Annotated in this window: 22 protein-coding genes and 2 pseudogenes; 15 read left to right on the forward strand and 9 right to left on the reverse strand. The window is 60.8% G+C overall.

What is annotated here, in order from left to right:
• Window positions 1-83 precede the first annotated feature (83 nt).
• The 9 genes from QRN48_RS04725 to QRN48_RS04765 all read left to right on the forward strand — a co-directional run bounded on the left by QRN48_RS04725 (window position 84) and on the right by QRN48_RS04765 (window position 11,185).
• Window positions 84-965: a triacylglycerol lipase gene (locus QRN48_RS04725; protein ID WP_285349165.1), complete on the forward strand. Its 882-nt coding sequence runs from the start codon at window positions 84-86 to the stop codon at window positions 963-965.
• A gap of 107 nt (window positions 966-1,072) precedes the next feature.
• Window positions 1,073-1,354: a peptidylprolyl isomerase gene (locus tag QRN48_RS04730; RefSeq protein ID WP_027898593.1), complete on the forward strand. Its 282-nt coding sequence runs from the start codon at window positions 1,073-1,075 to the stop codon at window positions 1,352-1,354.
• A gap of 386 nt (window positions 1,355-1,740) precedes the next feature.
• Window positions 1,741-3,609, forward strand: coding sequence for an extracellular solute-binding protein (locus QRN48_RS04735; RefSeq protein ID WP_285349167.1), 1,869 nt, complete (start codon window positions 1,741-1,743; stop codon window positions 3,607-3,609).
• Window positions 3,609-4,673: a microcin C ABC transporter permease YejB gene (locus QRN48_RS04740; RefSeq protein ID WP_191943875.1), complete on the forward strand. Its 1,065-nt coding sequence runs from the start codon at window positions 3,609-3,611 to the stop codon at window positions 4,671-4,673. The genes QRN48_RS04735 and QRN48_RS04740 overlap by 1 nt, the downstream gene beginning before the upstream one ends.
• A complete protein-coding gene (locus QRN48_RS04745) occupies window positions 4,673-5,695 on the forward strand; it encodes an ABC transporter permease (RefSeq protein ID WP_285349169.1) in 1,023 nt (340 codons plus the stop codon). Before QRN48_RS04740 ends, QRN48_RS04745 begins: the two co-directional genes overlap by 1 nt.
• A gap of 1 nt (window position 5,696) precedes the next feature.
• A complete protein-coding gene (locus QRN48_RS04750) occupies window positions 5,697-7,280 on the forward strand; it encodes an ABC transporter ATP-binding protein (protein WP_285349171.1) in 1,584 nt (527 codons plus the stop codon).
• Window positions 7,281-7,343: 63 nt separating this feature from the next.
• Window positions 7,344-8,762, forward strand: a complete 1,419-nt coding sequence (locus QRN48_RS04755; protein ID WP_285349173.1) for a sigma-54 interaction domain-containing protein — start codon at window positions 7,344-7,346, stop codon at window positions 8,760-8,762.
• Window positions 8,763-9,012: 250 nt separating this feature from the next.
• Window positions 9,013-10,404 carry a GntP family permease gene (locus QRN48_RS04760; RefSeq protein ID WP_037009822.1) on the forward strand — a complete coding sequence of 464 codons (1,392 nt, stop codon included), beginning with the start codon at window positions 9,013-9,015 and terminating at the stop codon, window positions 10,402-10,404.
• A gap of 10 nt (window positions 10,405-10,414) precedes the next feature.
• Entirely contained in the window at window positions 10,415-11,185 is a 771-nt protein-coding gene (locus tag QRN48_RS04765) for a 3-hydroxybutyrate dehydrogenase (protein WP_191943871.1), read from the forward strand.
• Window positions 11,186-11,921: 736 nt separating this feature from the next.
• On the opposite strand, the gene QRN48_RS04770 is transcribed toward QRN48_RS04765, so the two are convergent.
• Window positions 11,922-13,088 carry a PilT/PilU family type 4a pilus ATPase gene (locus tag QRN48_RS04770; protein ID WP_037009820.1) on the reverse strand — a complete coding sequence of 389 codons (1,167 nt, stop codon included), beginning with the start codon at window positions 13,086-13,088 and terminating at the stop codon, window positions 11,922-11,924.
• 214 nt (window positions 13,089-13,302) lie between these two features.
• Here QRN48_RS04770 and QRN48_RS04775 point away from each other — a divergent pair, with 214 nt between their 5' ends.
• Window positions 13,303-13,578, forward strand: coding sequence for a peptidylprolyl isomerase (locus QRN48_RS04775; RefSeq protein WP_037009819.1), 276 nt, complete (start codon window positions 13,303-13,305; stop codon window positions 13,576-13,578).
• A gap of 326 nt (window positions 13,579-13,904) precedes the next feature.
• Here QRN48_RS04775 and kdgK read toward each other — a convergent pair whose 3' ends face one another.
• The 8 genes from kdgK to QRN48_RS04815 all read right to left on the reverse strand — a co-directional run bounded on the left by kdgK (window position 13,905) and on the right by QRN48_RS04815 (window position 20,434).
• Complete coding sequence (gene kdgK / locus QRN48_RS04780) at window positions 13,905-14,846, reverse strand: 2-dehydro-3-deoxygluconokinase (protein WP_191943870.1); 942 nt, start codon at window positions 14,844-14,846, stop codon at window positions 13,905-13,907.
• A 12-nt stretch (window positions 14,847-14,858) separates the two neighbouring features.
• Window positions 14,859-16,064, reverse strand: a complete 1,206-nt coding sequence (locus tag QRN48_RS04785; protein WP_285349178.1) for an amino acid deaminase — start codon at window positions 16,062-16,064, stop codon at window positions 14,859-14,861.
• A gap of 54 nt (window positions 16,065-16,118) precedes the next feature.
• A complete protein-coding gene (locus tag QRN48_RS04790; protein WP_285349180.1) occupies window positions 16,119-16,883 on the reverse strand; it encodes an IclR family transcriptional regulator in 765 nt (254 codons plus the stop codon).
• A gap of 111 nt (window positions 16,884-16,994) precedes the next feature.
• Window positions 16,995-17,381, reverse strand: a complete 387-nt coding sequence (locus tag QRN48_RS04795; RefSeq protein WP_037009815.1) for a RidA family protein — start codon at window positions 17,379-17,381, stop codon at window positions 16,995-16,997.
• A gap of 24 nt (window positions 17,382-17,405) precedes the next feature.
• Window positions 17,406-18,197: an amino acid ABC transporter ATP-binding protein gene (locus QRN48_RS04800; protein WP_285349182.1), complete on the reverse strand. Its 792-nt coding sequence runs from the start codon at window positions 18,195-18,197 to the stop codon at window positions 17,406-17,408.
• A complete protein-coding gene (locus tag QRN48_RS04805; protein WP_037009813.1) occupies window positions 18,194-18,856 on the reverse strand; it encodes an amino acid ABC transporter permease in 663 nt (220 codons plus the stop codon). Before QRN48_RS04805 ends, QRN48_RS04800 begins: the two co-directional genes overlap by 4 nt.
• A gap of 12 nt (window positions 18,857-18,868) precedes the next feature.
• A complete protein-coding gene (locus QRN48_RS04810; protein WP_037009812.1) occupies window positions 18,869-19,531 on the reverse strand; it encodes an amino acid ABC transporter permease in 663 nt (220 codons plus the stop codon).
• Window positions 19,532-19,606: 75 nt separating this feature from the next.
• A complete protein-coding gene (locus QRN48_RS04815) occupies window positions 19,607-20,434 on the reverse strand; it encodes a transporter substrate-binding protein (protein WP_502944567.1) in 828 nt (275 codons plus the stop codon).
• Between the two features lie 510 nt (window positions 20,435-20,944).
• Here QRN48_RS04815 and QRN48_RS04820 point away from each other — a divergent pair.
• From QRN48_RS04820 to QRN48_RS04835, 5 genes and pseudogenes are all read left to right on the forward strand, one after another.
• Window positions 20,945-21,313 carry an NUDIX hydrolase gene (locus QRN48_RS04820; RefSeq protein ID WP_037009808.1) on the forward strand — a complete coding sequence of 123 codons (369 nt, stop codon included), beginning with the start codon at window positions 20,945-20,947 and terminating at the stop codon, window positions 21,311-21,313.
• Window positions 21,314-21,635: 322 nt separating this feature from the next.
• Window positions 21,636-22,274 (forward strand): annotated as a pseudogene (locus QRN48_RS25290) (PAS domain-containing protein); the annotation flags it as partial.
• 150 nt (window positions 22,275-22,424) lie between these two features.
• Window positions 22,425-22,856 (forward strand): annotated as a pseudogene (locus QRN48_RS25295) (methyl-accepting chemotaxis protein); the annotation flags it as partial.
• Between the two features lie 145 nt (window positions 22,857-23,001).
• The gene (locus QRN48_RS04830) at window positions 23,002-23,532 is read left to right on the forward strand and encodes a GAF domain-containing protein (protein WP_037009802.1); all 531 of its coding nucleotides are present in this window, start codon (window positions 23,002-23,004) and stop codon (window positions 23,530-23,532) included.
• A 216-nt stretch (window positions 23,533-23,748) separates the two neighbouring features.
• Entirely contained in the window at window positions 23,749-24,171 is a 423-nt protein-coding gene (locus QRN48_RS04835) for a hypothetical protein (RefSeq protein ID WP_285349189.1), read from the forward strand.
• The last annotated feature ends 237 nt before the right edge of the window (window positions 24,172-24,408 follow it).

A 24,408-nucleotide genomic window follows, 5' to 3' on the forward strand; every position in this document is an offset into this window, starting at 1 on the left:
GTCGACTGCCTTCCCGACGCCACCTGCGCGCACCCGCTGCGCTGTTTAAGCTCGCTCCTTCTCTTTTCGAAGGAACGACAGACATGCGCACGGAAGTCACCACCAAATACCCCATTTTGCTCGTCCACGGGTTGTTCGGCTTCGACCGGATCGGCAAGGTAGAGATGTTTCATGCCATCCCCCAGGCGTTGGAGAAAGCGGGCTGTCGGGTACATGTGCCCGCGCTTTCAGGGGTGCATGACAACGAGATCCGTGGCGAACAGCTGATTGATCAGATCGAGCGTTTCCTGCGCCGCACCGGATATCTCAAGGTCAATCTGATCGGGCACAGCCAGGGCGCGCTGACCTCTCGCTATGCCGCTGCACTGCGGCCCGACATCGTCGCGTCGGTGACGTCGGTGAGCGGACCCAATCACGGTTCCGAGGTCGCAGACCGGGTGCGCCGTGCGCTGACGCCCGGGCAGCTGCCCGAAGCGGTGGCCTCGCGACTGACCGCAGGCTTTGTGCATTTTCTGTCATTGCTCAGTGGCAATGCCGAGCTTCCCCAGGATCCTGTGAAGGCGCTGGATGCGCTCACGTCCGAAGGCGTTGCGTCGTTCAACCGCAAGTACTCTCATGGGCTGCCATCCACATGGGGTGGCGAAGGCGCGGAGCGCGTGAACGGCGTGCATTATTATTCGTGGAGCGGCTGCATCGACGGCTCGCTGTTTGCCGAAGGGCGTAACGCCCTGGACCCGCTGCACCTTGCGCTGCGCAGTTATTCGCGATTGTTTGAAAAGGAGGCCGCGTCCAATGACGGTCTGGTGGGGCGATTCAGTTCCCATCTGGGCAAGGTCGTCCGCTCGGACTACCCAATGGACCACGTGGACTCGATCAACCAGAGTGCCGGCCTGGTGCGAAAGCAGCTCGACCCTGTGAAGCTCTATCTGGACCACGCAGCCCTGTTGTGGAGCAAAGGCCTTTAGCCACCGCTGTCACCGGTCACGCACCGAAGCGCCGACCTGAACTTTCTCGAGAAACGCGACCCTTATTCCGGTACGCTCGTTTTCTTTTTTTCACAGGAGTTACCCAAATGGCCAAAGCCACTGCCCGCCACATCCTCGTATCCAGCGAAGAGAAGTGCAACGAACTCAAAGCTCAGATCGAAGGCGGTGCTGATTTCGCCGAAGTCGCCAAATCCAACTCCAGCTGCCCATCGAGCCGTCAAGGCGGCGACCTTGGCTCCTTTGGTCCTGGCCAGATGGTCAAGGAATTCGACACGGTGGTGTTCAGCGCCCCGGTCAATGTCGTGCAAGGCCCGGTGAAGACCCAGTTCGGTTATCACCTGCTGGAAGTGACCAGCCGTCAGGACTGATCCTGCGCGTTGCAACATAAACGGCCCGCCCTTGATGCGGGCCGTTTGTTTTTGTGAAGTTGAAACGCTGGCATTGTGGCGCTGGTATTGAAACGCGGGCCCTGTCGCTGCTACCGGGTTTTGCGGCAGGAAAATTGCTACACCGAGCCCGAGCCGGGCAGAACGCGCAGCACCGGGGGCGGGATCGGTGTGGAGGAAGCATCGCTGGCTGTCCCAGCGGTGCCAACAAAGAAGTCATCAACCGTCGGTATTGTCCGGTTACAAAGCTTTCGGCTTTGCGGTACCTTGCCACCGGGGTAATCACTATAAAAACCGGACCGGCCGCAAGCGCCCGTCATGACCTTCAACCCTGATATCGCTCAGTGATGTCAGTCAGGATTCGTGGAATGCGTTTTGTTTTGTCATCGCTGATGGTTGCAACACTGGTCCTCGTCTCAGGCTTACAGGCCTTGTCCGCCGCACCTCAACATGCATTGACCGTTTACGGCGAGGCGCCGCGATACCCGGCGACATTCGCGCATTTCGACTACGTGAACCCGGATGCCCCAAAAGGCGGCAGCATGCGCCGCTCTGCGCAGGAAATCGGTCAGTTTGACCACATCATGCCCTACCTCGACAAAGGCACTGGCGTGGCGCAGGTCAATGGTTTGCTTTACTCCCCGCTGGCCGTGCGGTCGCTGGATGAGCCGTACACGGTGTATGGGTTGATTGCAGAAAAGATGGAGCGCGCTGCCGACGGCATGTCCCTGCGGTTCTATTTGAACCCCAAAGCCAGGTTTTCAGATGGCTCGCCCATCACTGCCCAAGACGTGCGCTACACCTACGAGCTGCTGATGACTCAGGGCAGCCTGTCGTACCGCACCGAGTTTCAGGACGTCAAAGGCGTCGAGGTCGAGTCTGCCTCGCAGATCCGCTTTGATTTCAAAAGCAGCGAAAGCCGCACCCTGCCGCTCGACCTGGCCTCGCTGCCGGTGTTCCCGGAGCACTGGTGGCAGGACCGCGATTTTGCCAACGGCGGTGGATTCGAGATCCCGGTGGGCAGTGGCCCTTACCGTATCGGCAAGGTCGACGCCGGCCGCAGCATTACCTTCGAGCGCGACCCTGACTGGTGGGGCAAAAACCTGCCGGTCAATCGCGGCACCTACAATTTCGACCACTTCAGCGTCGAGTACTTCGGCGACACCGACGTCGCCCGCCAGGTCCTGCGCGGGGGTGGCTATGACTACAACCGCGAATACTCCGCCACCGGCTACTCGATCGGCTACGACAGCCCGGCGCTGACCGAAGGTCGCCTGCAACGCGCCCACCTCGCCAAGGGTGCCGTGCAGAGCTCCCAGGGTTTCGTGTTCAACCTCGACCGCCCGAAGTTTCAGGACCGCCGCGTACGCCAGGCGCTGGCCCTGCTGTGGGACTTCGAGTGGACCAACAAGCAAATGATGCGCAACGTGTATGTGCGTCAGAACAGTTATTTCTCCAACAGCGATCTGGCGGCGACGGCATTGCCGACCGAGTCGGAGCTTAAGATCCTTGAGCCGCTGCGCGGTCAGGTCCCTCCGGAGGTATTCACCACGGTATTCAAGACCCCGAAAACCGATGGCAGCGGGTTCATCCGTGACAAGCAACTGCAGGCGCTGGCGCTGCTCGAAGAAGCCGGATGGATGCCGCAGGGTGACAAGCTGGTCAACGCTCAGGGCGAGCCTCTGAGCTTCACCTTCCTCAATGGCCAGAGTGGCTTCGAGAAAATCCTGCTGCCATACAAGCGCAACCTCGCGCAGATCGGCATCGATTTCGAGATTCGTCGCATCGATTCGGCGCAGTACCTGAACAGGGTCATGGCCCGGGATTACGACATGATCGTCACCGGTTACGGGGTCTCCACCTCCCCCGGCATGGAGCTTTACAACAATTTCGGCTCCCGGGTCGCAAACGATTCCGGCTCCAGCAATTACATGGTGCTGCGCGATCCGGCCGTTGATGCCCTTATTGAAGGCCTCGCCAAAGCCGACAGCAAGCCCGCGATGATCGACTATGCCCATGCCCTGGACCGCGTGCTGCAATGGGGCTTTTACTGGATTCCCAACTATTACCCGCCCGGTTCTTCCACCGTGTGGTGGAACCGCTTTGGCATCCCCAAGGTGCAGGCCAGCAACAGCGAGGCCATCGACACCTGGTGGGAAGTCAGCCCTCAGGCGCTGACCAATGAACAGTTCGCCCAACAACGGGGCGCTTCGGCGATCCCTTCGGAGGTCAAGTAATGCTCGGCTACCTGACGAGGCGCCTGCTGCTGATCATCCCGACGCTGCTGTGCATTTTGCTGGTCAATTTTTTCATCGTGCAGGCCGCACCGGGCGGCCCGGTCGAGCAGGCCATCGCCAAGCTGCAGGGCGTTGCCGGCGGGACCATCGGCGCGGGTCATACTGAAACCATGAACGCTGGCCAGTCCCGCGCCAGCCGGGGGCTGGACCCCAAGCTGATCAAGGAAATCGAGCGCCAGTACGGATTCGACAAACCCCTGCACGAGCGCCTGTGGCTCATGCTGAAGAACTACGCTCAGCTGGATTTCGGCAACAGCTTCTTTCGCGGTGCCAAAGTCACTGACCTGATTCTTCAGAAGATGCCGGTGTCCATTTCACTTGGGCTATGGGCAACGTTGATCACCTACCTGGTGTCGATCCCGCTGGGCATTCGCAAGGCGGTCAAGCACGGCAGCCACTTCGATATCTGGAGCAGCACCGCGATCATCATCGGCTACGCCATGCCGGCGTTTCTGTTTGCCATGCTGCTGGTGGTGCTGTTCGCCGGCGGCACGTCACTGAGCTGGTTCCCGGTGCGCGGTCTGGTGTCCGAGAACTTCGATCAACTGAGCACGTTGGGCAAGATCGCCGATTACTTCTGGCACCTGGTGCTGCCGGTTACCTCGCTGGTGATCGGCGGTTTCGCCACGCTGACGATCCTCACCAAAAACTCGTTTCTCAACGAAGTCACCCGTCAATACGTGGTGACCGCGCGTGCCAAGGGATTGAGCGAGCGACGCGTGCTGTATGGCCACGTGTTCCGCAACGCGATGTTGTTGATCGTCGCCGGCATTCCTCAAGCGTTCATCAGCGTGTTCTTCGCCGGTTCGTTGATGATCGAGGTCATCTTCTCCCTCGATGGCCTTGGCCGTATGAGTTATGAGGCCGCCGTGTCACGAGACTACCCGGTGGTGTTCGGGTCGTTGTTCATCTTCACGCTGTTCGGGCTGCTGATAAAGCTGGTCGGGGACATCTGCTACACCCTGGTCGACCCCCGAATCGATTTCAGCGCGAGGAATGCATGATGCGCAGATTGTCTCCGGTGGCCCGCCGCCGCTTCGAGCGCTTTCGCAATAATCGCCGCGGCTGGTGGTCGTTGTGGCTGTTTTGCGGGCTGTTCGCGCTCAGCCTGTGCGGCGAGCTGATCGCCAACGACAAGCCGCTGGTGTTGAGTTATCAGCATGAGCTGTACTTCCCTGCGTTCAAGCGTCACACCGAGCAGGAGTTCGGCGGGCAGTTGCCGTTCCAGCCCGATTACCGCAGCGACTACGTGCGGCAGCTGATCAGCAAGGGCGACGGCTGGATGGTGTTCCCACCCATTCCGTTCAGCGATGACACGCCCAACTACGACCTGAACAAGCCCGCCCCCAGCCCGCCGTCCTCGATCAACTGGCTGGGCACCGACGATCAGGCGCGTGACGTGCTGGCGCGGGTGATATTCGGTGCCCGGGTGTCGATTCTGTTTGCCTTGGCGTTGACCTTCGTCAGTGCGCTGATCGGCATCGCCGCCGGCGCTTTGCAGGGCTATTACGGTGGTTGGGTGGATTTGATCGGTCAGCGTCTGCTCGAAGTCTGGTCCGGCCTGCCGGTGCTGTACCTGTTGATCATTCTGTCGGGCTTCGTCGAGCCCAACTTCTGGTGGCTGCTGGGGATCATGGCGCTGTTTTCATGGCTGGCTCTGGTGGATGTGGTGCGCGCCGAGTTCCTGCGCGGGCGCAATCTCGAGTATGTCAAAGCGGCCCGGGCATTGGGGCTGGAGGACCGCAAGGTGATCCTGCGGCACATTTTGCCCAACGCGATGAACGCAACGCTCAGCTACCTGCCGTTCATTCTGACCGGGGCGATTTCGACCCTCACAGCGCTGGATTTCCTGGGCTTCGGCATGCCGGCCGGCAGCGCCTCGCTGGGTGAGCTGATCGCCCAGGGCAAGCAGAATCTGCAGGCGCCCTGGCTCGGCTTCACGGCGTTTTTTACCCTGGCGCTGATCCTGTCGCTGCTGGTGTTCATTGGCGAGGCCCTGCGGGATGCCTTCGACCCGAGGTCTTGAGATGTCCGAAAACCTGATCGAAATCCGCGACCTTTCGGTGTCGTTCAACGGCAACACCGTGGTCAAGCACATCAGCCTGGACATCCCCGCTGGCGAATGCCTGGCGCTGGTTGGCGAATCGGGCTCGGGCAAGTCGGTGACGGCTCACTCGATCCTGCAACTGCTGCCACAGGCCGGCACGCTGAGTACCGGCAGCATCCGTTATCGCGGCAAGGAATTGCTTGGCGCCGACGGCAACGTCATGCGCGAATTGCGCGGCAACCAGATCGCGATGATCTTCCAGGAGCCGATGACCTCGCTGAACCCGCTGCACACGGTGTCCCGGCAAATCGGCGAGACCTTGTTGCTGCACAAGGGCCTGGCCGGCAAGGCAGCCCAGGCGCGGATCATCGAGTTGCTGGAGCTGGTCGGCATTCAACACCCCAAGAAGCGCCTCAAGGCCTATCCGCATGAGTTGTCCGGCGGCCAGCGCCAGCGGGTGATGATCGCCATGGCCCTGGCCTGCGAGCCTGAATTGCTGATCGCCGACGAGCCGACCACGGCGCTTGACGTCACCGTACAGCGCAAGATCCTGCTGCTGCTCAAACAACTGCAGCAACGCCTGAACATGTCGCTGTTGCTGATCAGTCACGATCTCAACCTGGTGCACAGCATCGCCCAGCGGGTCTGCGTGATGCGCGCCGGGGAAATCGTCGAGCAGTCCAACTGTCAGCTGCTGTTTAAAAACCCGCAGCACCCTTACAGCCGCCTGCTGCTGGATGCTGAGCCGGCGGGCGAGCCGCTGCCCCGTGACAGCCGCGAAAAAGTGCTGGAAGTCGATAATCTGCGCGTCTGGTTCTCCCTCGGCGGCGGGATATTCAACCGGCATCACGAGTACCTGAAGGCTGTCGACGACATCAGCCTCAGCATTGAGCGCGGCAAAACCCTGGGCATTGTTGGCGAATCGGGTTCAGGCAAATCGACACTTGGTCAGGCAATCCTGCGCTTGCTGGAATCGCGTGGCAGTATCCGTTTCAAGGGTCATGCGCTCGACAGCCTGACGCAAAAGCAGATGCGCCCGTGGCGCAAGCAGATGCAAGTCGTCTTTCAGGACCCTTACGGCAGCCTCAGCCCGCGCATGTCGGTGGCACAGATCATCAGCGAGGGTTTGGAAGTTCACAGCGACCTGGACAAGGCCAGCTGTGAGGCCGAAGTGATCCGGGCGCTGGAGGAAGTCGGCATCGACCCGTCGAGCCGGCACCGCTACCCCCATGAGTTTTCCGGCGGGCAGCGACAACGCATCGCCATTGCCCGTGCCCTTGTGCTCAAACCTGCCTTGATACTGCTCGACGAACCGACCTCTGCGCTTGACCGTACGGTGCAGAAGCAGGTCGTCGCGTTGCTGCGCCAATTGCAGGAAAAACACGGGCTGACGTACCTGTTCATCAGCCATGACCTGGCCGTGGTCAAGGCCCTGGCCCATGACATGATTGTGGTCAAGGACGGCAAAGTGGTGGAGCGCGGCGCGAGCCATGATGTGTTCGATGCCCCGCAGCACCCCTACACCCGGGAATTGCTCGCAGCGGCGCACCCCGGCTTTAACTGAGGCAAGTATCAACCCGTAGTCTGTGCGGCCAGGTGCCGAGAAACACGATGGATGGAACCGCGCATGAAAGACAGCGAGAGCCTCAAGGATTACCGACGCGTTCGGCGATTGGCGATCCGTTCGCTTTTCGAGATCATCGAGCAGTCCAGTGAGGGCACGGTCATCGTTGACCGCGACGCCCGCATTGTCTGGATCAACGAGCGGTACGCCCGCCGCTTCGGCCTGGAAGACCCGAGTCGCGCGGTCGGCCAGCCCTGCGAGCAGGTGATCCCCGGCAGTTTGCTGCGCCAGGTCGCGAGCAATGGCCAGCCGATCCTGCTGGACATGATGGACACGGCAAAGGATCCGCTGGTGGTCATGCGCCTGCCCATTCACGACGACGGCGGCGCGGTGATCGGCGCCATCGGCTTCGCCCTGTTTGACGAGCTGCACGCGCTGTCGCCACTGCTCAAGCGCTATTCGAGCATGCAGCAGGAGCTGGCCTCGACCCGCTCGCAGCTTCGCGCGCGCCAGGCCAAATACAGTTTTGCGCACTTCATCGGCACCAGCGAGGCGAGTCTTGAAGTGAAACGCCGGGCGCGCCGCAGCGCCAGCAGCGACTCGCCAGTGTTGTTGCTTGGCGAGACCGGCACCGGGAAAGAGCTGCTGGCCCACGCCGTGCACAACACCTCTCCGCGAGCGCACAAGCCATTCATCAGCATCAACAGTGCGGCCATCCCCGAAGCGTTGCTGGAGGCAGAGTTCTTCGGCACCGCGCCGGGCGCTTTCACCGGCGCCGACCGCAAAGGGCGCCATGGCAAGCTGCACCTGGCCGAAGGTGGAACGCTGTTTCTGGACGAGATCGGCGACATGCCCCTGCCGCTGCAAAGCAAATTGTTGCGCGTGCTCCAGGAGAAAGAATACGAGCCGGTGGGTTCCAATCAGTTGCTCAAGAGTGACGTGCGCCTGATCGCTGCGACTTCCACCGACCTGGAAGCCGCGATCAAACGAGGCGAATTCCGCGCCGATCTTTATTACCGGCTGAGCGTGCTGCCGATCACGGTGCCGCCGTTACGCGAGCGTCTGGACGACATTCCGGCGTTGACCGAGGCCATTCTCGAGGACCTGCGCAGCCAGCACGAACTGGCGCCTGCCGCGATGTCGATCCTCGCGCAACACGCCTGGCCGGGCAATATTCGCGAACTGCGCAACGTGCTGGAACGTGCTGCGCTGTTGAGTGACGATCTGCTGCTCACCCCTGGCGACATCCGCGCTGCGATCGGCACACTGGTGCCGGTGACTTCGCCCCGCGGTTCGCTGTCTCCGGCGTCAAACGATCAGACTTACAGCGAGGCCCGCCAGCATTTCGACCGCGAGCTGATCCAGGCGAAGCTGGCCCAATGTGCGGGCAATGTCGTGCTGGCGGCCCGGCAGCTGGGCCTCGGTCGCTCCACTCTGTACAAGAAGATGGCGGCGCTGGGGATTGCCGAGTCTCAATCCTGAGACTCGCATCCACACAGGTGGACTGCCACACCGCCGCCTGTTTAGAGCGGCTGACAGGGATGAATGCGGCAGCCTCTGGCTGTAAAACCCTGCGGACAGTCTCAATTGCTGGACAGTCTTATGGGATTGAGCAATCCAATAGCAAAAAAACGTAATAAAGTCAGCCACTTGGCGCAGTGGCACGAAAGTGGCTATACCTCCTGTTGCGCGGCATCGCCGCATCCATAACAAAAACAACAGGAGACACTCGATGAGTGTGATCATCGCTTTAGCGGCCCTCACGCTGCTGATGCTGGCTGCGTACCGGGGTTACAGCGTCATCCTTTTCGCGCCCATTGCGGCGCTCGGTGCAGTGCTGCTCACCGACCCCTCTGCCGTGGCGCCGGCCTTCACCGGCGTGTTCATGGACAAAATGGTCGGCTTCGTCAAACTCTACTTTCCGGTCTTCCTGCTGGGCGCCGTGTTTGGCAAGCTGATTGAATTGTCCGGCTTCTCCCGCTCCATCGTTGCAGCGGCCATTCGCTTGCTGGGAACGCGTCAGGCGATGCTGGTCATCGTGCTGGTCTGCGCGCTGCTGACATACGGTGGTGTTTCGCTGTTCGTGGTGGTGTTTGCGGTCTATCCCTTCGCGGCGGAGATGTTCCGTCAGAGCAACATCCCGAAGCGGTTGATTCCGGCGACCATCGCCCTCGGCGCCTTCTCGTTCACCATGGACGCCCTGCCTGGCACGCCACAGATCCAGAACATCATCCCGTCCACGTTCTTCAACACCACCGCGTGGGCCGCACCGTGGCTGGGGTTGATCGGCACGGCGTTCGTGTTCAGCGTCGGCATGTTGTTTCTTCAGCGCCAGCGCAACAAGGCGCAGCGCGCGGGCGAAGGCTACGGCACCGAACTGCGTAACGAGCCGGACACCCCTGCCGACATCGCCCTGCCCAACCCATGGGTAGCACTCGCTCCGCTGTTGCTGGTGGGGGTCATGAACTTGCTGTTCACGCAATGGATTCCCCAGTGGTACGGCAAGACCCACACCCTGGCGCTGCCGGGCATGGCGACGCCGGTGCAGACTGAAATCTCCAAAATCACGGCGATCTGGGCGGTGGAGGCGGCCTTGCTGGTCGGGATTCTCTTTGTGCTGGTGTTTGCCTTTACCACCGTCAAATCGAAACTGGCCGAAGGCAGTAAGGGTGCCGTCAGCGGCGCGCTGCTGGCGGCGATGAACACCGCGTCCGAATACGGTTTTGGCGCGGTGATCGCCTCGTTGCCTGGCTTTCTGGTGCTGGCCGACGGGCTCAAAAGCATCCCCAATCCGCTGGTCAACGAAGCGATCACCGTGACGCTGCTGGCCGGGATTACCGGGTCCGCATCCGGCGGCATGAGCATCGCCCTGGCTGCGATGTCCGACAGCTTCATTGCCGCCGCCCACGCGGCGAATATCCCGTTGGAAGTGCTGCACCGTGTCGCCGCCATGGCCAGCGGCGGCATGGACACCCTGCCGCACAACGGCGCGGTAATCACCCTGCTGGCGGTGACAGGCCTGACCCACCGCGAGGCTTACAAGGACATCTTCGGCATCACGATCATCAAGACACTCGCGGTGTTTGTGGTAATCGGGGTTTTCTATGCAACCGGCATCGTATGAGGAACACAACATGAGTCTGCAAGGCAAAACGGCATTGGTGACCGGGTCCACCAGCGGCATCGGTCTGGGCATCGCGCTGACGCTGGCCAAAGCCGGTGCCGATCTGGTGCTTAATGGCTTTGGCGATGCATCGGCGGTGATCGAGCAGGTCAGGCAGTATGGCGGCAAGGTCGGCCACCACCCCGCCGACGTCAGTGATGTGGCGCAGATCGCCGACATGATTGCCTACGCGGAGCGCGAGTTTGGCGGCGTCGACATTCTGGTGAATAACGCGGGGATCCAGCATGTGGATGCGGTGGAAGACTTTCCGGTGGAGAGCTGGGACAAGATCATCGCCATCAACCTGTCTTCGGTCTTCCACACCACGCGACTGAGTCTGCCGGCTATGCGCGCCAGGGGCTGGGGGCGCATCGTCAACATCGCCTCGGTGCACGGGCTTGTCGGATCAACGGGCAAAGCGGCGTATGTGGCGGCCAAGCATGGGGTGATCGGGCTTACCAAAGTCGTTGGGCTGGAGACCGCCGCCACTCAGGTGACCTGCAACGCGATTTGCCCGGGCTGGGTGCTGACGCCACTGGTGCAGAAGCAGATCGATGACCGCGCCGCCGAAACCGGGGACCTTGAGCAAGCCAAACATGACCTGCTGGCGGAGAAACAGCCGTCGCTGGAGTTTGTCACGCCGTCGCAATTGGGCGAGCTGACCTTGTTCCTGTGCAGTGAGGCCGGCGCGCAAGTCCGAGGCGCGGCGTGGAATATCGACGGCGGATGGCTGGCGCGGTAGGTGCCCTGCTCTGTCGAATATAAAGCAGACCCAGACGCCTGCTGGCTGAATGCGCGGTCCGTAGGAACCGGCTTGCTGGGAATGCGGTTGGTCAGTGATGAAAGCGGCGACTGGACCAATGCTTTCGCCAGCAAGCCGGCTCCTACAGTCACAACGCATACACCCGGACACACCGCAGATGCCGTGAGTGAGACCGGCGTTAGCCGGTAAAGCGTCAGGTGTTGCATCGCAACACTGATCACGGTTGAAATCTCGCACCGCAACATTGATCACGGCTGAAACCTCGTACCGGAAAATTGATCACGGTTGAAATCTCGCACCGCAACATTGATGGTGGTTGAAATCTCGAACCGGAAAAATTGACCCCGGGGTGAAACCTGTAGGAGCCGGCTTGCTGGCGAAGGCGTTGGGTCAGGCGAATGGATGGCGCTGACACATCGCATTCGCGGGCAAGCGCGCTCCTACAGTCAGACCCTATACCTCCAGAAACACCGCTGATGCTTTAAGTAGGACCGGCTTTAGCCGGGAAAGCGTCAGGCGTCGCACCGCACCATTGATCACGGGTGAAATCACGCACTGCAAAATAGATAGCAGGTGAAAACCTGCAGGAGCCGGCTTGCTGGCGAACGCGGTGTGCCAGATACGAAAATGTCAATGACCCACCGCGTTCGCCAGCAAGCCGCCTCCCGCGGATCGTGCGTCGTCTTCACCCGCAGTAGGCAGCGAAGCTTATCTTTCAGTTCCCCGGCTCATCGCGCTCGTCCACCAGCCCCCAGTCCTTCACATTCACCTGCGCGGCCGGTTGCGGCGCACGCGGCGCAGTGGCGATGGTCGATGGCCCGTTTTCGCTGTGCAGCTTGAGCCGCAGGCGCACGTTGTTGGCCGAGTCCGCGTTTTTCAGCGCTTCGTCTTCGGTAATCGCACCCTCCACCGCCAGGTCATAGAGCGCGTTGTCAAACGTCTGCATGCCAAGATTGGTGGACTTTTCCATGATGCCCTTGAGCTCGGTCAGTTCGTTGCGGTGGATCAGGTCACGAATGGTCGGCGTGCCAAGCATCACCTCCACCGCCGCGCGACGTTTTCCGTCAGTGGTTTTCACCAGCCGTTGCGAGACAAAAGCCTTGAGGTTGTTGCCCAGGTCATGCAGCAACTGCGGCCGCCGCTCTTCAGGGAAGAAATTGATGATGCGATCCAGCGCCTGATTGGCGTTGTTGGCGTGCAGCGTCGAGATCGCCAGGTGGCCGGTATCGGCGAACGCCAGCGCGTGCTCCATGGTTTCACGGTCACGGATTTCGCCGATCAGAATCACGTCCGGCGCCTGACGCAGGGTGTTCTTCAACGCCGCGTGAAAGCTGCGGGTGTCCACGCCGACTTCGCGCTGATTGATGATGGAGCGTTTGTGCTTGTGAATGAATTCCACAGGGTCTTCGATGGTGATGATGTGACCGCTGGCATGACGGTTGCGGTGATCGATCAACGCCGCCAGCGACGTCGATTTGCCTGACCCGGTCGCGCCCACGAACAGCACCAGCCCGTGTTTCTCCATAATCACATCGAGCAGCACCGGCGGCAGGTGCAGGTCCTCAAACTTGGGGATGTCGAGCTTGATGTTGCGCGCGACGATGGACACTTCGTTGCGCTGCTTGAAGATGTTGATGCGAAAGCGCCCCACCCCGGACAGTGAGAACGCCAGATTCATCTCCAGGTCGCGCTCGAAATCATGGCGCTGCTCGGCGTCCATGATGCCGGCGGCAATCAGCGCCACGTCACCGGGTTTGAACGCCTCAGTGCCCAATGGCTTGAGCACGCCATTGAACTTGGCGCAGGGCGGCGCGCCGGTAGACAGGTAAAGATCTGACCCATCCTGAGTGGAGAGCACCTTCAACAACGCCGGAAAATCCATAAGGCAACACCGCACAAGAGGTTTGAGGAGACTGCAGGCCTACACTGAGTCGACATTGGGCCCGATTCAACGTTCGGCTTGTTTGCCAGCATGCCGCTCCAGGCGCCGGTAAGCCGGGCTGCGGACGTTTGTCCGGCCGAAGTGTGGGAAATTACCCGAAAACGCCCGGCAAAGGCATAATGCGCCGCTTTTTTATCGAGACGTCTGGTTCATCATGAAAGCTCAAGCCCGTCACATTCTGGTCAAAACCGCTGAAGAAGCCGAGCAACTCAAGCAGCGCATTGCCAAAGGCGAGGCGTTCGACGTGCTGGCGAAGAAATACTCAACCTGCCCGAGTGGCAAGCGTGGCGGGGATCTGGGTGAAGTGCGGCCCGGGCAGATGGTCGGCGCCATTGACCAGGTGATATTCAAAAAGCCGTTGCGCACGGTACACGGTCCGGTCAAAAGCAAATTCGGGTATCACCTGGTGCAAGTGTTTTATCGGGATTGATAGGCTGTCGTGGAATGTTGGGTGTTCACACTGCCGCCTCCCCGGCTACAGCCGGTCCCACAGGGTTTGCGCGGCCCCTACCCGGCTGAAGCCGGGAATAAGCCGATTTGGGCATCCTCAAATTTGCAGCGTGACGCCAGACGCCTTCCCGGCTGAAGCCGGCCCCACAGGGTTTGCGCGGCCCCTTTTCGGCTGAAGCCGGTCCCACAAGGGGGCCGCGTTCCTTCAGTTAGGCCCCACCACCGCCCTCACTGAATGGGCACGACACTCTAGTGGGACCGGCTTTAGCCGGGAATAGGCCGGTGGGCACACCGACCATTACCCGTTCAGATCGGCATCACACTTCTGGGAATCAACGCGCCGGGGTGTTGAATCACCAGGCTCGCCAATCGATGCCCGGCCTGCGCAGCATCTTCCGGGCTGCCGCCACGCAATCGCAGGGCCAGGTAAGCGGCGCTGAAAGAGTCGCCCGCCGCGGTAGTGTCGACGACTCGCTGCACCGGGTGGGCGGCCACCTCGTGCCGGCGGTCATCGACGCTGATCAAGCAGCTCTGAGCGCCGCGCTTGATCACCACCTCGCTGACGCCCATGTCTCGATACGCCTGCATGATCTGCTCGCCGTCGGCGTAATCGAACAAAGCTTGCTCGTCCTCCTCAGTCAGCAGCGCCAGATCGACCTCATGCATAACGGCCCGATAAGCCTGGCGTGCCTGCTCGACGCTGCGCCACAGCCGAGGCCGGTAATTGTTGTCGAAGACCACCCGCGCGCCGCGGTCCCGCGCATCGCCCAGCGTCGACAACAAGCGTGCCCTGCCCACCTCGCCCAGTACCGCCAGGGTGATGCCGCTGAAATACAGCACGTCATAATCCGGCAACGCAGCCAGCACCGGTTCAGCGGCCGGGGTGGTGAAGCATTCGCGCACGGCGGCTTCGTTGCGCCAGTAGAGAAAGCGTCTCTCGCCACTGGCGTCGGTCTGTATGCAATACAAACCCGGCAGCCTTCCCGGCAGACGCTGCACCCGGCTCAGGCCGATGCCTTCATCGGCCCAGACCTGGCACATGGCGTCGCTGAAACTGTCGTCGCCCAGGGCGGTGACGTAGTCCACCTGCGCCGCCGAGCCCAGCAGCCGCGACAGGTACACCGCGGTGTTCAGCGTGTCACCACCGAAGCTCTGCTTGAGCGAGCCGTTGGCATGCTGTTGCAGCTCGATCATGCATTCGCCGATCAACGCAACACGCGGATAGCTGTGACTGACCATTTCACTCATGGCTGACTCCTGTCAGAAGCAGGTTTCAAAAGATTCAATGACACACAGATCATCGCCGACCAGGCAACCCGTCCGCCATTTGTCGAAGGTCAGGCAAGGGTGCGAGGTGCCGAACGACACGATGTCGCCTACCTTCAGCTCGCACCCTGGCGCAACGGTCATGAACGCGTGCTGGTCCATCACCGCCGTCACTGCGCAGCCGCTGACATCGTCGCTCTGCGCCGGAACTGTCCCCGGACGGTAGCGCCTGATCGGGTTGGGCATCCCGGCGTCAAATGCCACGTCACGCTTGCCCATGGCGATCACCGCAAAACCCGGTTCCGGCATGGACTGTACGTGGGCCCATACTTCCATGGCCGGCTGCAAACCCTCGCTCAGGTCGTGGCGACGGTCGAGCACGCAGCACTGGGCCTCTTTGTAGATGCCGTGGTCGTGAACCACGTAACTGCCGGGGCGCAACACGCTGAGGAACCGCTCGCGCACCTGCTGCTTGTCGAATTCTTCGGCGATCAGGTCGTACCACGCTGACCCGGACGCTGTCACGATTGGCCGCTCCAGAGCGAATGCGTCCTTGTCCTGCAAGGTCACGGCGAGGCGCACCAGCGAGGTCGCGAACTCACGTATACCGGCAACCGCCTGATCGCCGTGAATCACGCCTTCATAACCTTCGATGCCGGTCAGTTTAAGTGCAGGTTGAGCGGCGATTGCATCAGCCAATGCCATGACGTCGGCCTCGCTGCGGCATCCGCAGCGTCCACCGACTACGCCATACTCAATCATGACATTGAGCTGTAGCCCCTTGCCGCCAAAGAATTCGCCCAACGCGGCGACGTTGTCCGGGTGGTCGACCATGCAGTGAAAGTCAAACATCCCGTCGCCGAGCATCTCGGCGATGATCGCCATGTTCGGCGCACCCACCAGTTGGTTGGCCATCAACACGCGCCGGACGCCGTGGGCGTATGCCGCACGGGTCTGCACCGCCGTGGCCAGGGTCATGCCCCACGCGCCATGCTGCAATTGCCGCCGGAATAACGCCGGCACCATGCTGGTCTTGCCATGGGGCGCCAGCTCGGCACCGCTGTCGCTGACAAACTTCTGCATCCAGCGCAGGTTGTGTTCCAGCGCCTTGTCGTGGATGACCAGCGCGGGCAGGCTGACGTCGCGCACCAAGTGGTCGCCTGGCTGCGTGGCGCCTTTTTCGATCGCGGCAATGCTCATGTCTGTTCTCCTGATGTCGTTGTTCGTGTGAGTCATGCGCCGCTATCGACGACGCTATTCGATGACCCGCCGGGCAAGGCCGTTGGCGCTGTTGATCAGCACCTGTCGGTAATGCGCATAGTGCGCGGTAGCGTCGGCACGCGGCGCGACGATGCACAAGGTGGCAATGCAGATGCCCTGCTTGTCGCGGACCGGCGCGGCGAAGCAATGGGTGAAGGTGTCGGCAATGCTGTCGAAGGAAAAAAAACCGTCCTGGTGGGCCTGGCGGATCTCGGCCAGCAACGTCTCGACCGGCAGGCGCTTGCCATCCGGAAGAATGAAGTCTTCGTCGTCGATCAGGTCAATGATGGCCTGATCCGACAGGTGCCCGAGCAGCAGGCGCCCGGATGCGGTCCACGGGATCGGGGCGTCTTCGCCGATATCCGAGGAAATACGAAAATGCCGCGCGCCCTCTTTCATCAGCGCGACGGTGTACTTGCGCCCGTTGAGCAGGCACATCTGTGCGGTTTCCCGGGTCTGCTCGACGATCTCACCCAGGCTGACTTCGGCCTCGCGGGTGAAATCGAAGTGGCGCAAATGCGCCTGACCCAGGAAGTACAGCTGCCGCCCCAGGTACACGTGGCCGTCTTTGCCGACCGTCTCCAGAATGCGCCGCTCCAGCAGCGAACTCACCAGTTCATACACCGTCGACTTGGGGCTGCCGATGCCACTGGCGATCTCGTTGGGCCGAAGCGGCGTACCGGTCTCCTTGAGAAAATCGAGAATATCGAACGCCCGGTCCAAACCTCGCGCCCGGCGTTTGATGGTGTCTTCGGTCATTGGACCAGCTCCAGGCTAGAAGAAAGTTTCAAGCTGCAAGTTTCAAGCGGCACGTGTTGCATCAGCGCTCTGCCGACTTGCAGCTTGCAGTTTAAAGCTTGCCGCTGCTCCCTACTTCTTCTTGTAGGCGATGCAATCGATCTCGACTTTGCAATCCACCATCATGCTGGCCTGTACGCAGGCGCGGGCGGGCGCGTGTTCCGGGGAGAAGTACTCGCCAAACACCTTGTTGAAGCTCCAGAAATCCCGCGGGTCTTCCAGCCATACGCCGACCCGCACGACGTCTTCGAGGCCGTACCCGGCTTCCGTCAGAATCGCCACCAGGTTTTGCATGGTTTTATGGGTCTGCTCGACGATCCCGCCGTTGATGATCTCACCGTTTTCAGCCGGCACCTGACCGGACACATGCAGCCAGCCATCGGCTTCGACGGCGCGTGCGAATGGGCGTGGCTGGCCGCCACCTGCGGTACTGCCGGCACCGTAACGAGTAATGCTCATGAAAATCTCCTTTGATTGAGCGTTTTAAAAACGGATGTTCTTGAGGAATTCAGCCAATCGGGCTGACTTGGGTTGTTCAAACAGTGTCTTGGGCGGGCCCTGCTCTTCAATGCGCCCCTGGTTCATGAAGACGATCTGATCAGAGACCTCGTAGGCAAAGCGCATTTCGTGGGTCACCAGCAACATGGTCATGCCCTCTTCCGCCAGGCCCTTGATGACGCTGAGCACCTCGCCCACCAGTTCCGGGTCGAGCGCCGAGGTCACCTCATCGAAGAGCATCAGGCTGGGGTTCATCGCAATGGCGCGTGCAATCGCCACGCGCTGCTGCTGACCGCCGGACAACTGCCCCGGAAAGTGATTGCGACGCTCCAGCAGGCCGACGCGCTCCAGCCATTTTTCCGCCAGGGCGACGGCTTGATCCTTCGGCAGCTTCTTCACCTTGAGCAAGCCGAGGCTGACGTTTTGCAGGGCGGTGAGGTGCGGGAACAGATTGAACTGCTGGAACGCCATGCCCGTCATCGCCCGGTGCTGCGCGATGAGCTTCTCGGGATGGCGCACGCGTTTTCCGCTGACGTCGCTGTAACCGATGTCCTGGCCTTCCAGGCGAATGTGCCCGCCCTGAAACTCTTCGAGCAGATTGACGCAACGCAGCAGCGTGGTCTTGCCGGAGCCGCTGGAGCCGATCAGGGTCACCACGTTGCCCTTGTTCATCTTCAGATCGACGCCCTTGAGCACTTCGACCGGGCCGTAGGATTTTTGCAGCCCTTCGATGCTCAACAGAGCCGGGGCGGCAGTCGCGGTTTGAGTCTGTGTCATGGCAAGGCCACCCGTTTTTCGATTTGCCGCCCAAGAAGCTCGATGGCGTAGTTAATGACGAAGAAAAGAAAGCCGGCGAACAGGTAAAACTCCAGAGTCATGAAATTGCGCGCGATCACCTGCTGGGTGCTGAGCAACAACTCGGCGACGCCGATTACCGACAGCAGCGTGGAGGCCTTGACAATCTCGGTGGACGAATTGACCCAGGTCGGCAATATCTGCCGCAGGGCCTGAGGCAGCAGCACGTAACCGAGGGACTGGGGAAACGTCAGGCCTATGGCTTTGCCGGCTTCCAGCTGCCCGCGCGGTATCGCCTGCAGCGCACCGCGTACAATTTCGGCGACGTGCGAGCCGCAGAACAGCGTCAGCCCCAGGGCGCCGGCCTGGAACGCGCCGATCTGCCAGCCCAGCGCCGGTGCCATGTAAAAGCAGGCCAGCACGAGGACGAACACCGGCGTGCCGCGTATCAGATCGACATAGGCCCGAAACGGCAGGCGCGCCCACCATTTGCCGTAGGTCAGCACCAGCCCGGCAAACACGCCGATCACCGTGCCGAAGACAATCGCCAGCCCCGCGCACTGCACGCTGGTCAAAAACCCTGCCCACAACGTTTCTCGGGCAACCCACAACTCCTGCAACCAACCAGGTTGTTCATACATGGTCAGGGCCTCCTAGCGGCGAATCGCCAGGCGCTGTTCGAGATAACGCAGCAGCATGGCAATGAGGTAACAGGCCGCGACGTACAGCGCCGTGGTCACCAGCCAGGTTTCAATCACCCGGTAGCTCTCGACGTTGATCTTGCGCGCGTAATAGGTCAGTTCCGGCACCGCAATTGCGGCGGCCAGAGACGTGTCCTTGAACAGGGATATGAAGTTGTTGGACAGCGCCGGCAACACGTTGCGCAGCATCACCGGTACCACGATGTAAGCACGCACCTGCCACTCGCCAAGGCCGATGGCCAGCCCGGCCTCGCGCTGGCCCTTGTGGATGCTCAGCAGGCCTGCACGAAACACTTCGGTCAGGTAAGCGCCGGCATACAGTGACAGCGTCACAATGAACGACGGGATCTTGTCCAGACGAATGCCCATCCCCGGCAAGGCGAAGTAGATCAACAGGATCAGCACCAGAATGGGCGTATTGCGCACCACCGTTACGTATATGGACGCCACCACCCGCAGTGCGCGGTACCGTGAAAGCATGGCGAACGCCGCCATCATGCCGATCACGCAACCGATGGCAATCGAGATCAGGGCCAGCTCAAGGCCAAGCCCCAGCCCCGCGAGCAAACTGGGGAAATCCCGCCAGACGGCGGCAAAATTCAGCTGATAATTCATGGTCAGCAAGTCCTGGGACGGGACGGCAACACGGCCATCCCTACCCCTTCAGAGAGTCATGTAAGCCGCACAGCGTTATTTGTATTCCATCGGAAAGCCGATCGCAGGGGTCGGCAGATCGACGCCGAACCACTTCTTGAACGACTCGGCGTAGGCCGGAAATTCCACACCGGTCATGGCTTCATGCAGTGCGGTGTTGACGAAGTTCAGCCAGTCCTGATCGCCACGCTTGACGGCGCAGGCGTAGGTTTGCGGACTCCAGGCAAACGACGGCGAGCGATAGCGACCGGGGTTCTGCACCATCAGGTACTTGACCGAAGACTGATCGGTGGCGGCGGCATCGGCGCGACCGGAGTTGATGCCCTGGTACATCAGATCGACGCTGTCGTATTGATCGACCTTGGCCTTGGGCAGCGCCTGGTGCACCAATTCCTCGGCGTAGACGTTTTGCAGCACGGCAACCGTGACGCCGTCCCCTGCGCCCTTGAGATCGTCGATCTCCTTGTACTTGCTGTTGGTCGGCAACAGCAGTGCGACGCCTTCGCGGTAATACGGCAAGGTGAAAGCCACCTGCTGCGCGCGGCTGGCGGTGACGGTGATGAACTGGCAGCTCATGTCCACCTTGTCGGTCAGAAGGTTCGGTATCCGTGCGTCGGACGACTGCACCACGAACTCGACTTTGCTCGGGTCGTTGAAAAGCCCTTTGGCGACCATGCGCGCGATGTCGATATCAAAGCCCTGCAGCTTGCCGTCCGCCCCCTGGAAGTGCCAGGGAGCATTGGTGCTCCCGGTCCCGACGATCAAATGACCGCGCTGCAAGACGCTGTCGAGCTTGCTGTCGGCAGCGAAGGCCGTCGTCGCGAACGTCGCTGCTGTCATCAGGGCCAGTGCACAAGCTTTCATAGAAAGGAATCCGCGCCGCATGAGAGAACCTCCAACCGTCATGTTTATTCCGCTATAGCGGAACACCGTTTGCCACAACGGAATAGACAGCAGAAAGTGTGCCACAGACCCAGGCGCGGAAAGAAGCGTGAAGAACTGCAGGCGTTTCAACTATTTGCGCTCTCCCGGCAGTCATTTGGTCTCGATACGGATAGGCATGCGCCGAATCCGCCGCTACGGATGGCCACACCGCCCCACACTCAGGCCCCACGAATGTGCGGTGCGCGCCAATAACGCGCATGAAGCACCAGCATCCTCTACCGCCCATCACCTTCAATGCCGATGGCAGGTGGAAACGATCGGAAAAGACCACAAGCAGCTACGATTTTCTGAACACCGGCCGATTCATAAGAGTCAACGGAACATTGGCACCGTTAGTGCTTCCAATGGTTTATGAAGCTTTTATGACAGCCACGTGAACGCGCAGGGATAGCCGGAGTCTTTACGGGGTTGAGCGGTGGAGAAATGCCAATGAAAGAACGAGCCACAGTGATTTGCCGCCGGGACAACCGGATTCTCTATGTGCGCAAACCCAAAGCACGCTGGACGCTGCCGGGCGGCAAGGTCGAGGCCGACGAATCGCCGGCACAGGCCGCCGCGCGCGAGCTGCGGGAGGAAACCGGGCTTATCCTGGAGGACCTCGCCTACGTGACCCGATTCGAGGGTGGCGCGGTGCTGCATCACGTCTTTGAAGTGTCGGTGACGATGATCGCAACCCCGGCACCCCACAATGAGATCGCTGACTGTAAATGGTTCACGACCAAGGAGCTGGGCGATCAGAAAGTCAGCCCTTCAGCGAAGTCCATCGTGAAGGCATTTTTGAGCGATGCTATTTACTAAGCGTTGTTGAGATGTGTTCACAGGTTTTTCACATTGAGGGCGGTACTCTTCATTTGCTCCTCCAAGACTGACTTTAAGCCCGCACCCCCCATCGCGGGCTTTTTCTTGTCCGCAATTCCTCGATTCGCCTCCACCCTGCCCAAGCTGATCTATAAACAATTCAGACGATCGGCCTTAATTTCGGGATCCAAACGCCGACATCAGGGGATGGAGCCTATTCACGGAGCAGCAGATGTTTAATTCCCGGATCAAAAAGCAAGTGTCCACCCTTAGCGCAGAGCTCATCACGCTCAAGCATTTCCATGATGCCTTGATGAATGAAATGCTCTCGCTGAGCGTGGATTCAGAACTGCGTATCTCGGATGCGAACGCGAAATTCTGCGCCGCGATTGGCTATTCGGCAGATGAACTGATCGGCAAGCCCATGGCGTCGTTCGTGCCGACCTATGTGGCGACCATGCCTTGCTTCCGCGACTTCAAAGCAGCGGCGGCCAACGGCACCGCAGTGACCGACAACTATCGGTTCATCAGCAAGAATGGTTCCCTGATCTGGATCCGCGCGACCTGGTCGCCGTTCAAGGACGAACAAGGCCGCCTGATCGCGCTCAAGTGCCTGGCCACCAATGTCACCCAGGAAATCAACAAGGCCCGGGAGAACGAGTCGTTCATCAACGCCCTGCTGCGCTCCACCGCCGTCATCGAGTTTGACCTCAGTGGTCACGTGCTCAAGGCCAACCAGTCGTTTCTCAAGGAAATGGGCTACAGCACCGAGCAGATCGTCGGCAAACATCACAGCCTGTTCTGCGACCCGAAATTTGCAGCCACCGAAGAATACCGCGCCTTCTGGAAACGCCTGAACAACGGCGAGTTCGTCGCTGACCGCTTCAAGCGCATCAACAGCCGTGGCGAAGAGGTATGGCTGGAAGCAACCTACAACCCGGTGCATGACACCCAGGGCCAGCTCTACAAAGTGGTCAAGTTCGCAACGGTGATTACCGATCAGGTTCGGCGCGAAGCCGAAATCAACGTCGCCGCCGGGACAGCGTTCGAGATCTCCCAGCGTACCGACGTCTCGGCGCAGCGCGGGGCGGCGGTCATCAACGACACGGTCGAAACCATGAACGGCATTGCCGACCAGATGCTCTCCGCCTCCCATGGCATGGAGGCACTGGGCAAACAGTCGCTGCTGATCAGCACCATCGTGCAGACCATCGGCGGTATTGCTCAGCAAACCAACCTGCTGGCACTCAACGCCGCCATCGAAGCCGCGCGAGCCGGCGAGCAAGGCCGTGGCTTTGCGGTGGTCGCCGACGAGGTCCGTCAGCTTGCCGGGCGCACCAGCACCGCAACCGAGGAGATCGTTGCGGTCGTGCAGCAAAACCAGAAGCTGGTGGATGATGTGGTCAGGGACATGGGCAGCACGCGCAGCCAGGCGGAGCAAGGCCTGTCGCTGGCCAACCAGGCCGGCAGCGTGATCGTCGAGATCCAGGAAGGCGCGCGCCAAGTGGTCGGTGCGGTGCAGCGCTTTACCCACCAACTCTAAATGCCCCGCCCGGTTTCAACCGGGCCTGCCATGGCAAATGGTCGCACCGTGCCGAGCGGCAGATACGCTCGCCCTACAAAATGCTAATCTGCGCGTCATGTGTGGCCCCGCCCGGCCGCCACCCCACATTGACATGGAGCCGACAATGGCTTTGGATTCCTTGCTCTGCCCGGATTTGCTGACCATTGCCGAGCGTTCGGCCATCGCCGAAGTTGAAGCAACCACCAACATCCTCAAGCTGGTGACGCGACTGACCGGTATGCGCTTTGCCGGCATCGCCAAGTTCACTGAATCGCAATGGGTTGCGTGTGCGGTCTATGACGAGATCCACATCGGCATAGAAGAAGGCGAAGTGCTCGAACTGGAAACGACGCTTTGCAACGAGCTGCGCCAAAACCCACAGGCGCTGATCATCCCCAGCATCAGCCAGAGCGACCGCTACGCCGGCCGCCCTGTGGTGAAGCGCTATGCGATCGAGAGCTACATCGGCGTGCCGATCACCCTCCCGGACGGCCAGTTGTTCGGCGCGCTGTGCCTGCTCGACTCCAAGGCCAGCGCCTTCGAAGACCCGGACCTCGTCGAAACCCTCGGCCTGTTTTCCCGCCTCATCGGCTGCATCGTGTTTTCCCATCATACGACGGTGAATAAACCCAAGTCGGTGGTCGAGCACGCCTGATCCGGTGGTGGACGGCGCGCAGTGCGCGCGAGCATGGACGTTTGCTCAAGCGTTCATCGTCGCCGGGCTGCCCCGCGCGGCGTGGGCGTCCGGCTTTTGTGCCCCGCGTCGAAAATAAAAAAGGCCTAATGCCATCACACTACGCGACGGACCGTGTAGAATCCGCGGCCGCTCAGCCGGGCACCGGCTGGGGGATCATGGATATAGGGAATTCAGATGCACGCTCTTCGCAATTTATCTGCCGCTGCTTTGTTGGCTTTGACCGCCGGATGCGCCTCCGGCTTGAATTCGGTTCAAGAGTCCGAGCTGGCGGCCTATCGGGCCAACCACCTCGATATTCAAGAGAAAAGTCCGGGCCTGGCGGCCGGCTTGGGGCTGCTGCCCGGCGGCGGGTCGTTCTACGGCCGCGCTTACGGTTGGGGCGTCGTCAACCTGCTGCTATGGCCAGTTTCCATCCTCTGGGACCCGGTCAGTGGCTACGATGCGGCCGAGTCGATCAACTATCAGGCGTCCAAGGCCCACGTTGCCAGCCTGAAACGGCGCGACATGGACCGGCTCGATTCGAAGCTTTCGTCCAATGAGATTGACCTGAAAGCCTACACGCTGGAAAAGCGCAAAGTTGAGGACATGTACTACTGACAGACAACATCAGTCGGGGCCCGCCAAATGGCGGGCTTTTCGCGCCTGAGCATACCGCCGGCCACACACCGGCGATGCCATTCGCAAGCACCCGCCGAGCCCGAATGAGCTCGATGACAGATATACAGTGGTGACGACGGGCAGCTCAAAGAAGCGGGATCGCCCCTCCGGCAAGGCGGATGAGCAACGCCCCCCGTACAACTGTCGTCATACTTATGCGACACTATGCGCAATGTC

This window comes from Pseudomonas sp. ME-P-057, from assembly GCF_030208975.1.
Classification (GTDB): domain Bacteria; phylum Pseudomonadota; class Gammaproteobacteria; order Pseudomonadales; family Pseudomonadaceae; genus Aquipseudomonas; species Aquipseudomonas lutea.

Bases quoted from the DNA above. Each gene is read 5' to 3' on its own strand.
- QRN48_RS04730 (WP_027898593.1), top strand. From the start codon at position 1,073: ATGGCCAAAGCCACTGCCCGCCACATCCTCGTATCCAGCGAAGAGAAG.
- QRN48_RS04755 (WP_285349173.1), top strand. From the start codon at position 7,344: ATGAAAGACAGCGAGAGCCTCAAGGATTACCGACGCGTTCGGCGATTG.
- QRN48_RS04815 (WP_502944567.1), bottom strand. From the start codon at position 20,434: ATGAAAGCTTGTGCACTGGCCCTGATGACAGCAGCGACGTTCGCGACG.
- QRN48_RS04790 (WP_285349180.1), bottom strand. From the start codon at position 16,883: ATGACCGAAGACACCATCAAACGCCGGGCGCGAGGTTTGGACCGGGCG.
- QRN48_RS04765 (WP_191943871.1), top strand. From the start codon at position 10,415: ATGAGTCTGCAAGGCAAAACGGCATTGGTGACCGGGTCCACCAGCGGC.
- QRN48_RS04810 (WP_037009812.1), bottom strand. From the start codon at position 19,531: ATGAATTATCAGCTGAATTTTGCCGCCGTCTGGCGGGATTTCCCCAGT.
- QRN48_RS04830 (WP_037009802.1), top strand. From the start codon at position 23,002: ATGGCTTTGGATTCCTTGCTCTGCCCGGATTTGCTGACCATTGCCGAG.
- QRN48_RS04820 (WP_037009808.1), top strand. From the start codon at position 20,945: ATGAAAGAACGAGCCACAGTGATTTGCCGCCGGGACAACCGGATTCTC.
- QRN48_RS04795 (WP_037009815.1), bottom strand. From the start codon at position 17,381: ATGAGCATTACTCGTTACGGTGCCGGCAGTACCGCAGGTGGCGGCCAG.
- QRN48_RS04745 (WP_285349169.1), top strand. From the start codon at position 4,673: ATGCGCAGATTGTCTCCGGTGGCCCGCCGCCGCTTCGAGCGCTTTCGC.
- QRN48_RS04740 (WP_191943875.1), top strand. From the start codon at position 3,609: ATGCTCGGCTACCTGACGAGGCGCCTGCTGCTGATCATCCCGACGCTG.
- QRN48_RS04760 (WP_037009822.1), top strand. From the start codon at position 9,013: ATGAGTGTGATCATCGCTTTAGCGGCCCTCACGCTGCTGATGCTGGCT.
- QRN48_RS04725 (WP_285349165.1), top strand. From the start codon at position 84: ATGCGCACGGAAGTCACCACCAAATACCCCATTTTGCTCGTCCACGGG.
- QRN48_RS04750 (WP_285349171.1), top strand. From the start codon at position 5,697: ATGTCCGAAAACCTGATCGAAATCCGCGACCTTTCGGTGTCGTTCAAC.
- QRN48_RS04800 (WP_285349182.1), bottom strand. From the start codon at position 18,197: ATGACACAGACTCAAACCGCGACTGCCGCCCCGGCTCTGTTGAGCATC.
- QRN48_RS04735 (WP_285349167.1), top strand. From the start codon at position 1,741: ATGCGTTTTGTTTTGTCATCGCTGATGGTTGCAACACTGGTCCTCGTC.
- kdgK (WP_191943870.1), bottom strand. From the start codon at position 14,846: ATGAGTGAAATGGTCAGTCACAGCTATCCGCGTGTTGCGTTGATCGGC.
- QRN48_RS04785 (WP_285349178.1), bottom strand. From the start codon at position 16,064: ATGAGCATTGCCGCGATCGAAAAAGGCGCCACGCAGCCAGGCGACCAC.
- QRN48_RS04775 (WP_037009819.1), top strand. From the start codon at position 13,303: ATGAAAGCTCAAGCCCGTCACATTCTGGTCAAAACCGCTGAAGAAGCC.
- QRN48_RS04770 (WP_037009820.1), bottom strand. From the start codon at position 13,088: ATGGATTTTCCGGCGTTGTTGAAGGTGCTCTCCACTCAGGATGGGTCA.
- QRN48_RS04835 (WP_285349189.1), top strand. From the start codon at position 23,749: ATGCACGCTCTTCGCAATTTATCTGCCGCTGCTTTGTTGGCTTTGACC.
- QRN48_RS04805 (WP_037009813.1), bottom strand. From the start codon at position 18,856: ATGTATGAACAACCTGGTTGGTTGCAGGAGTTGTGGGTTGCCCGAGAA.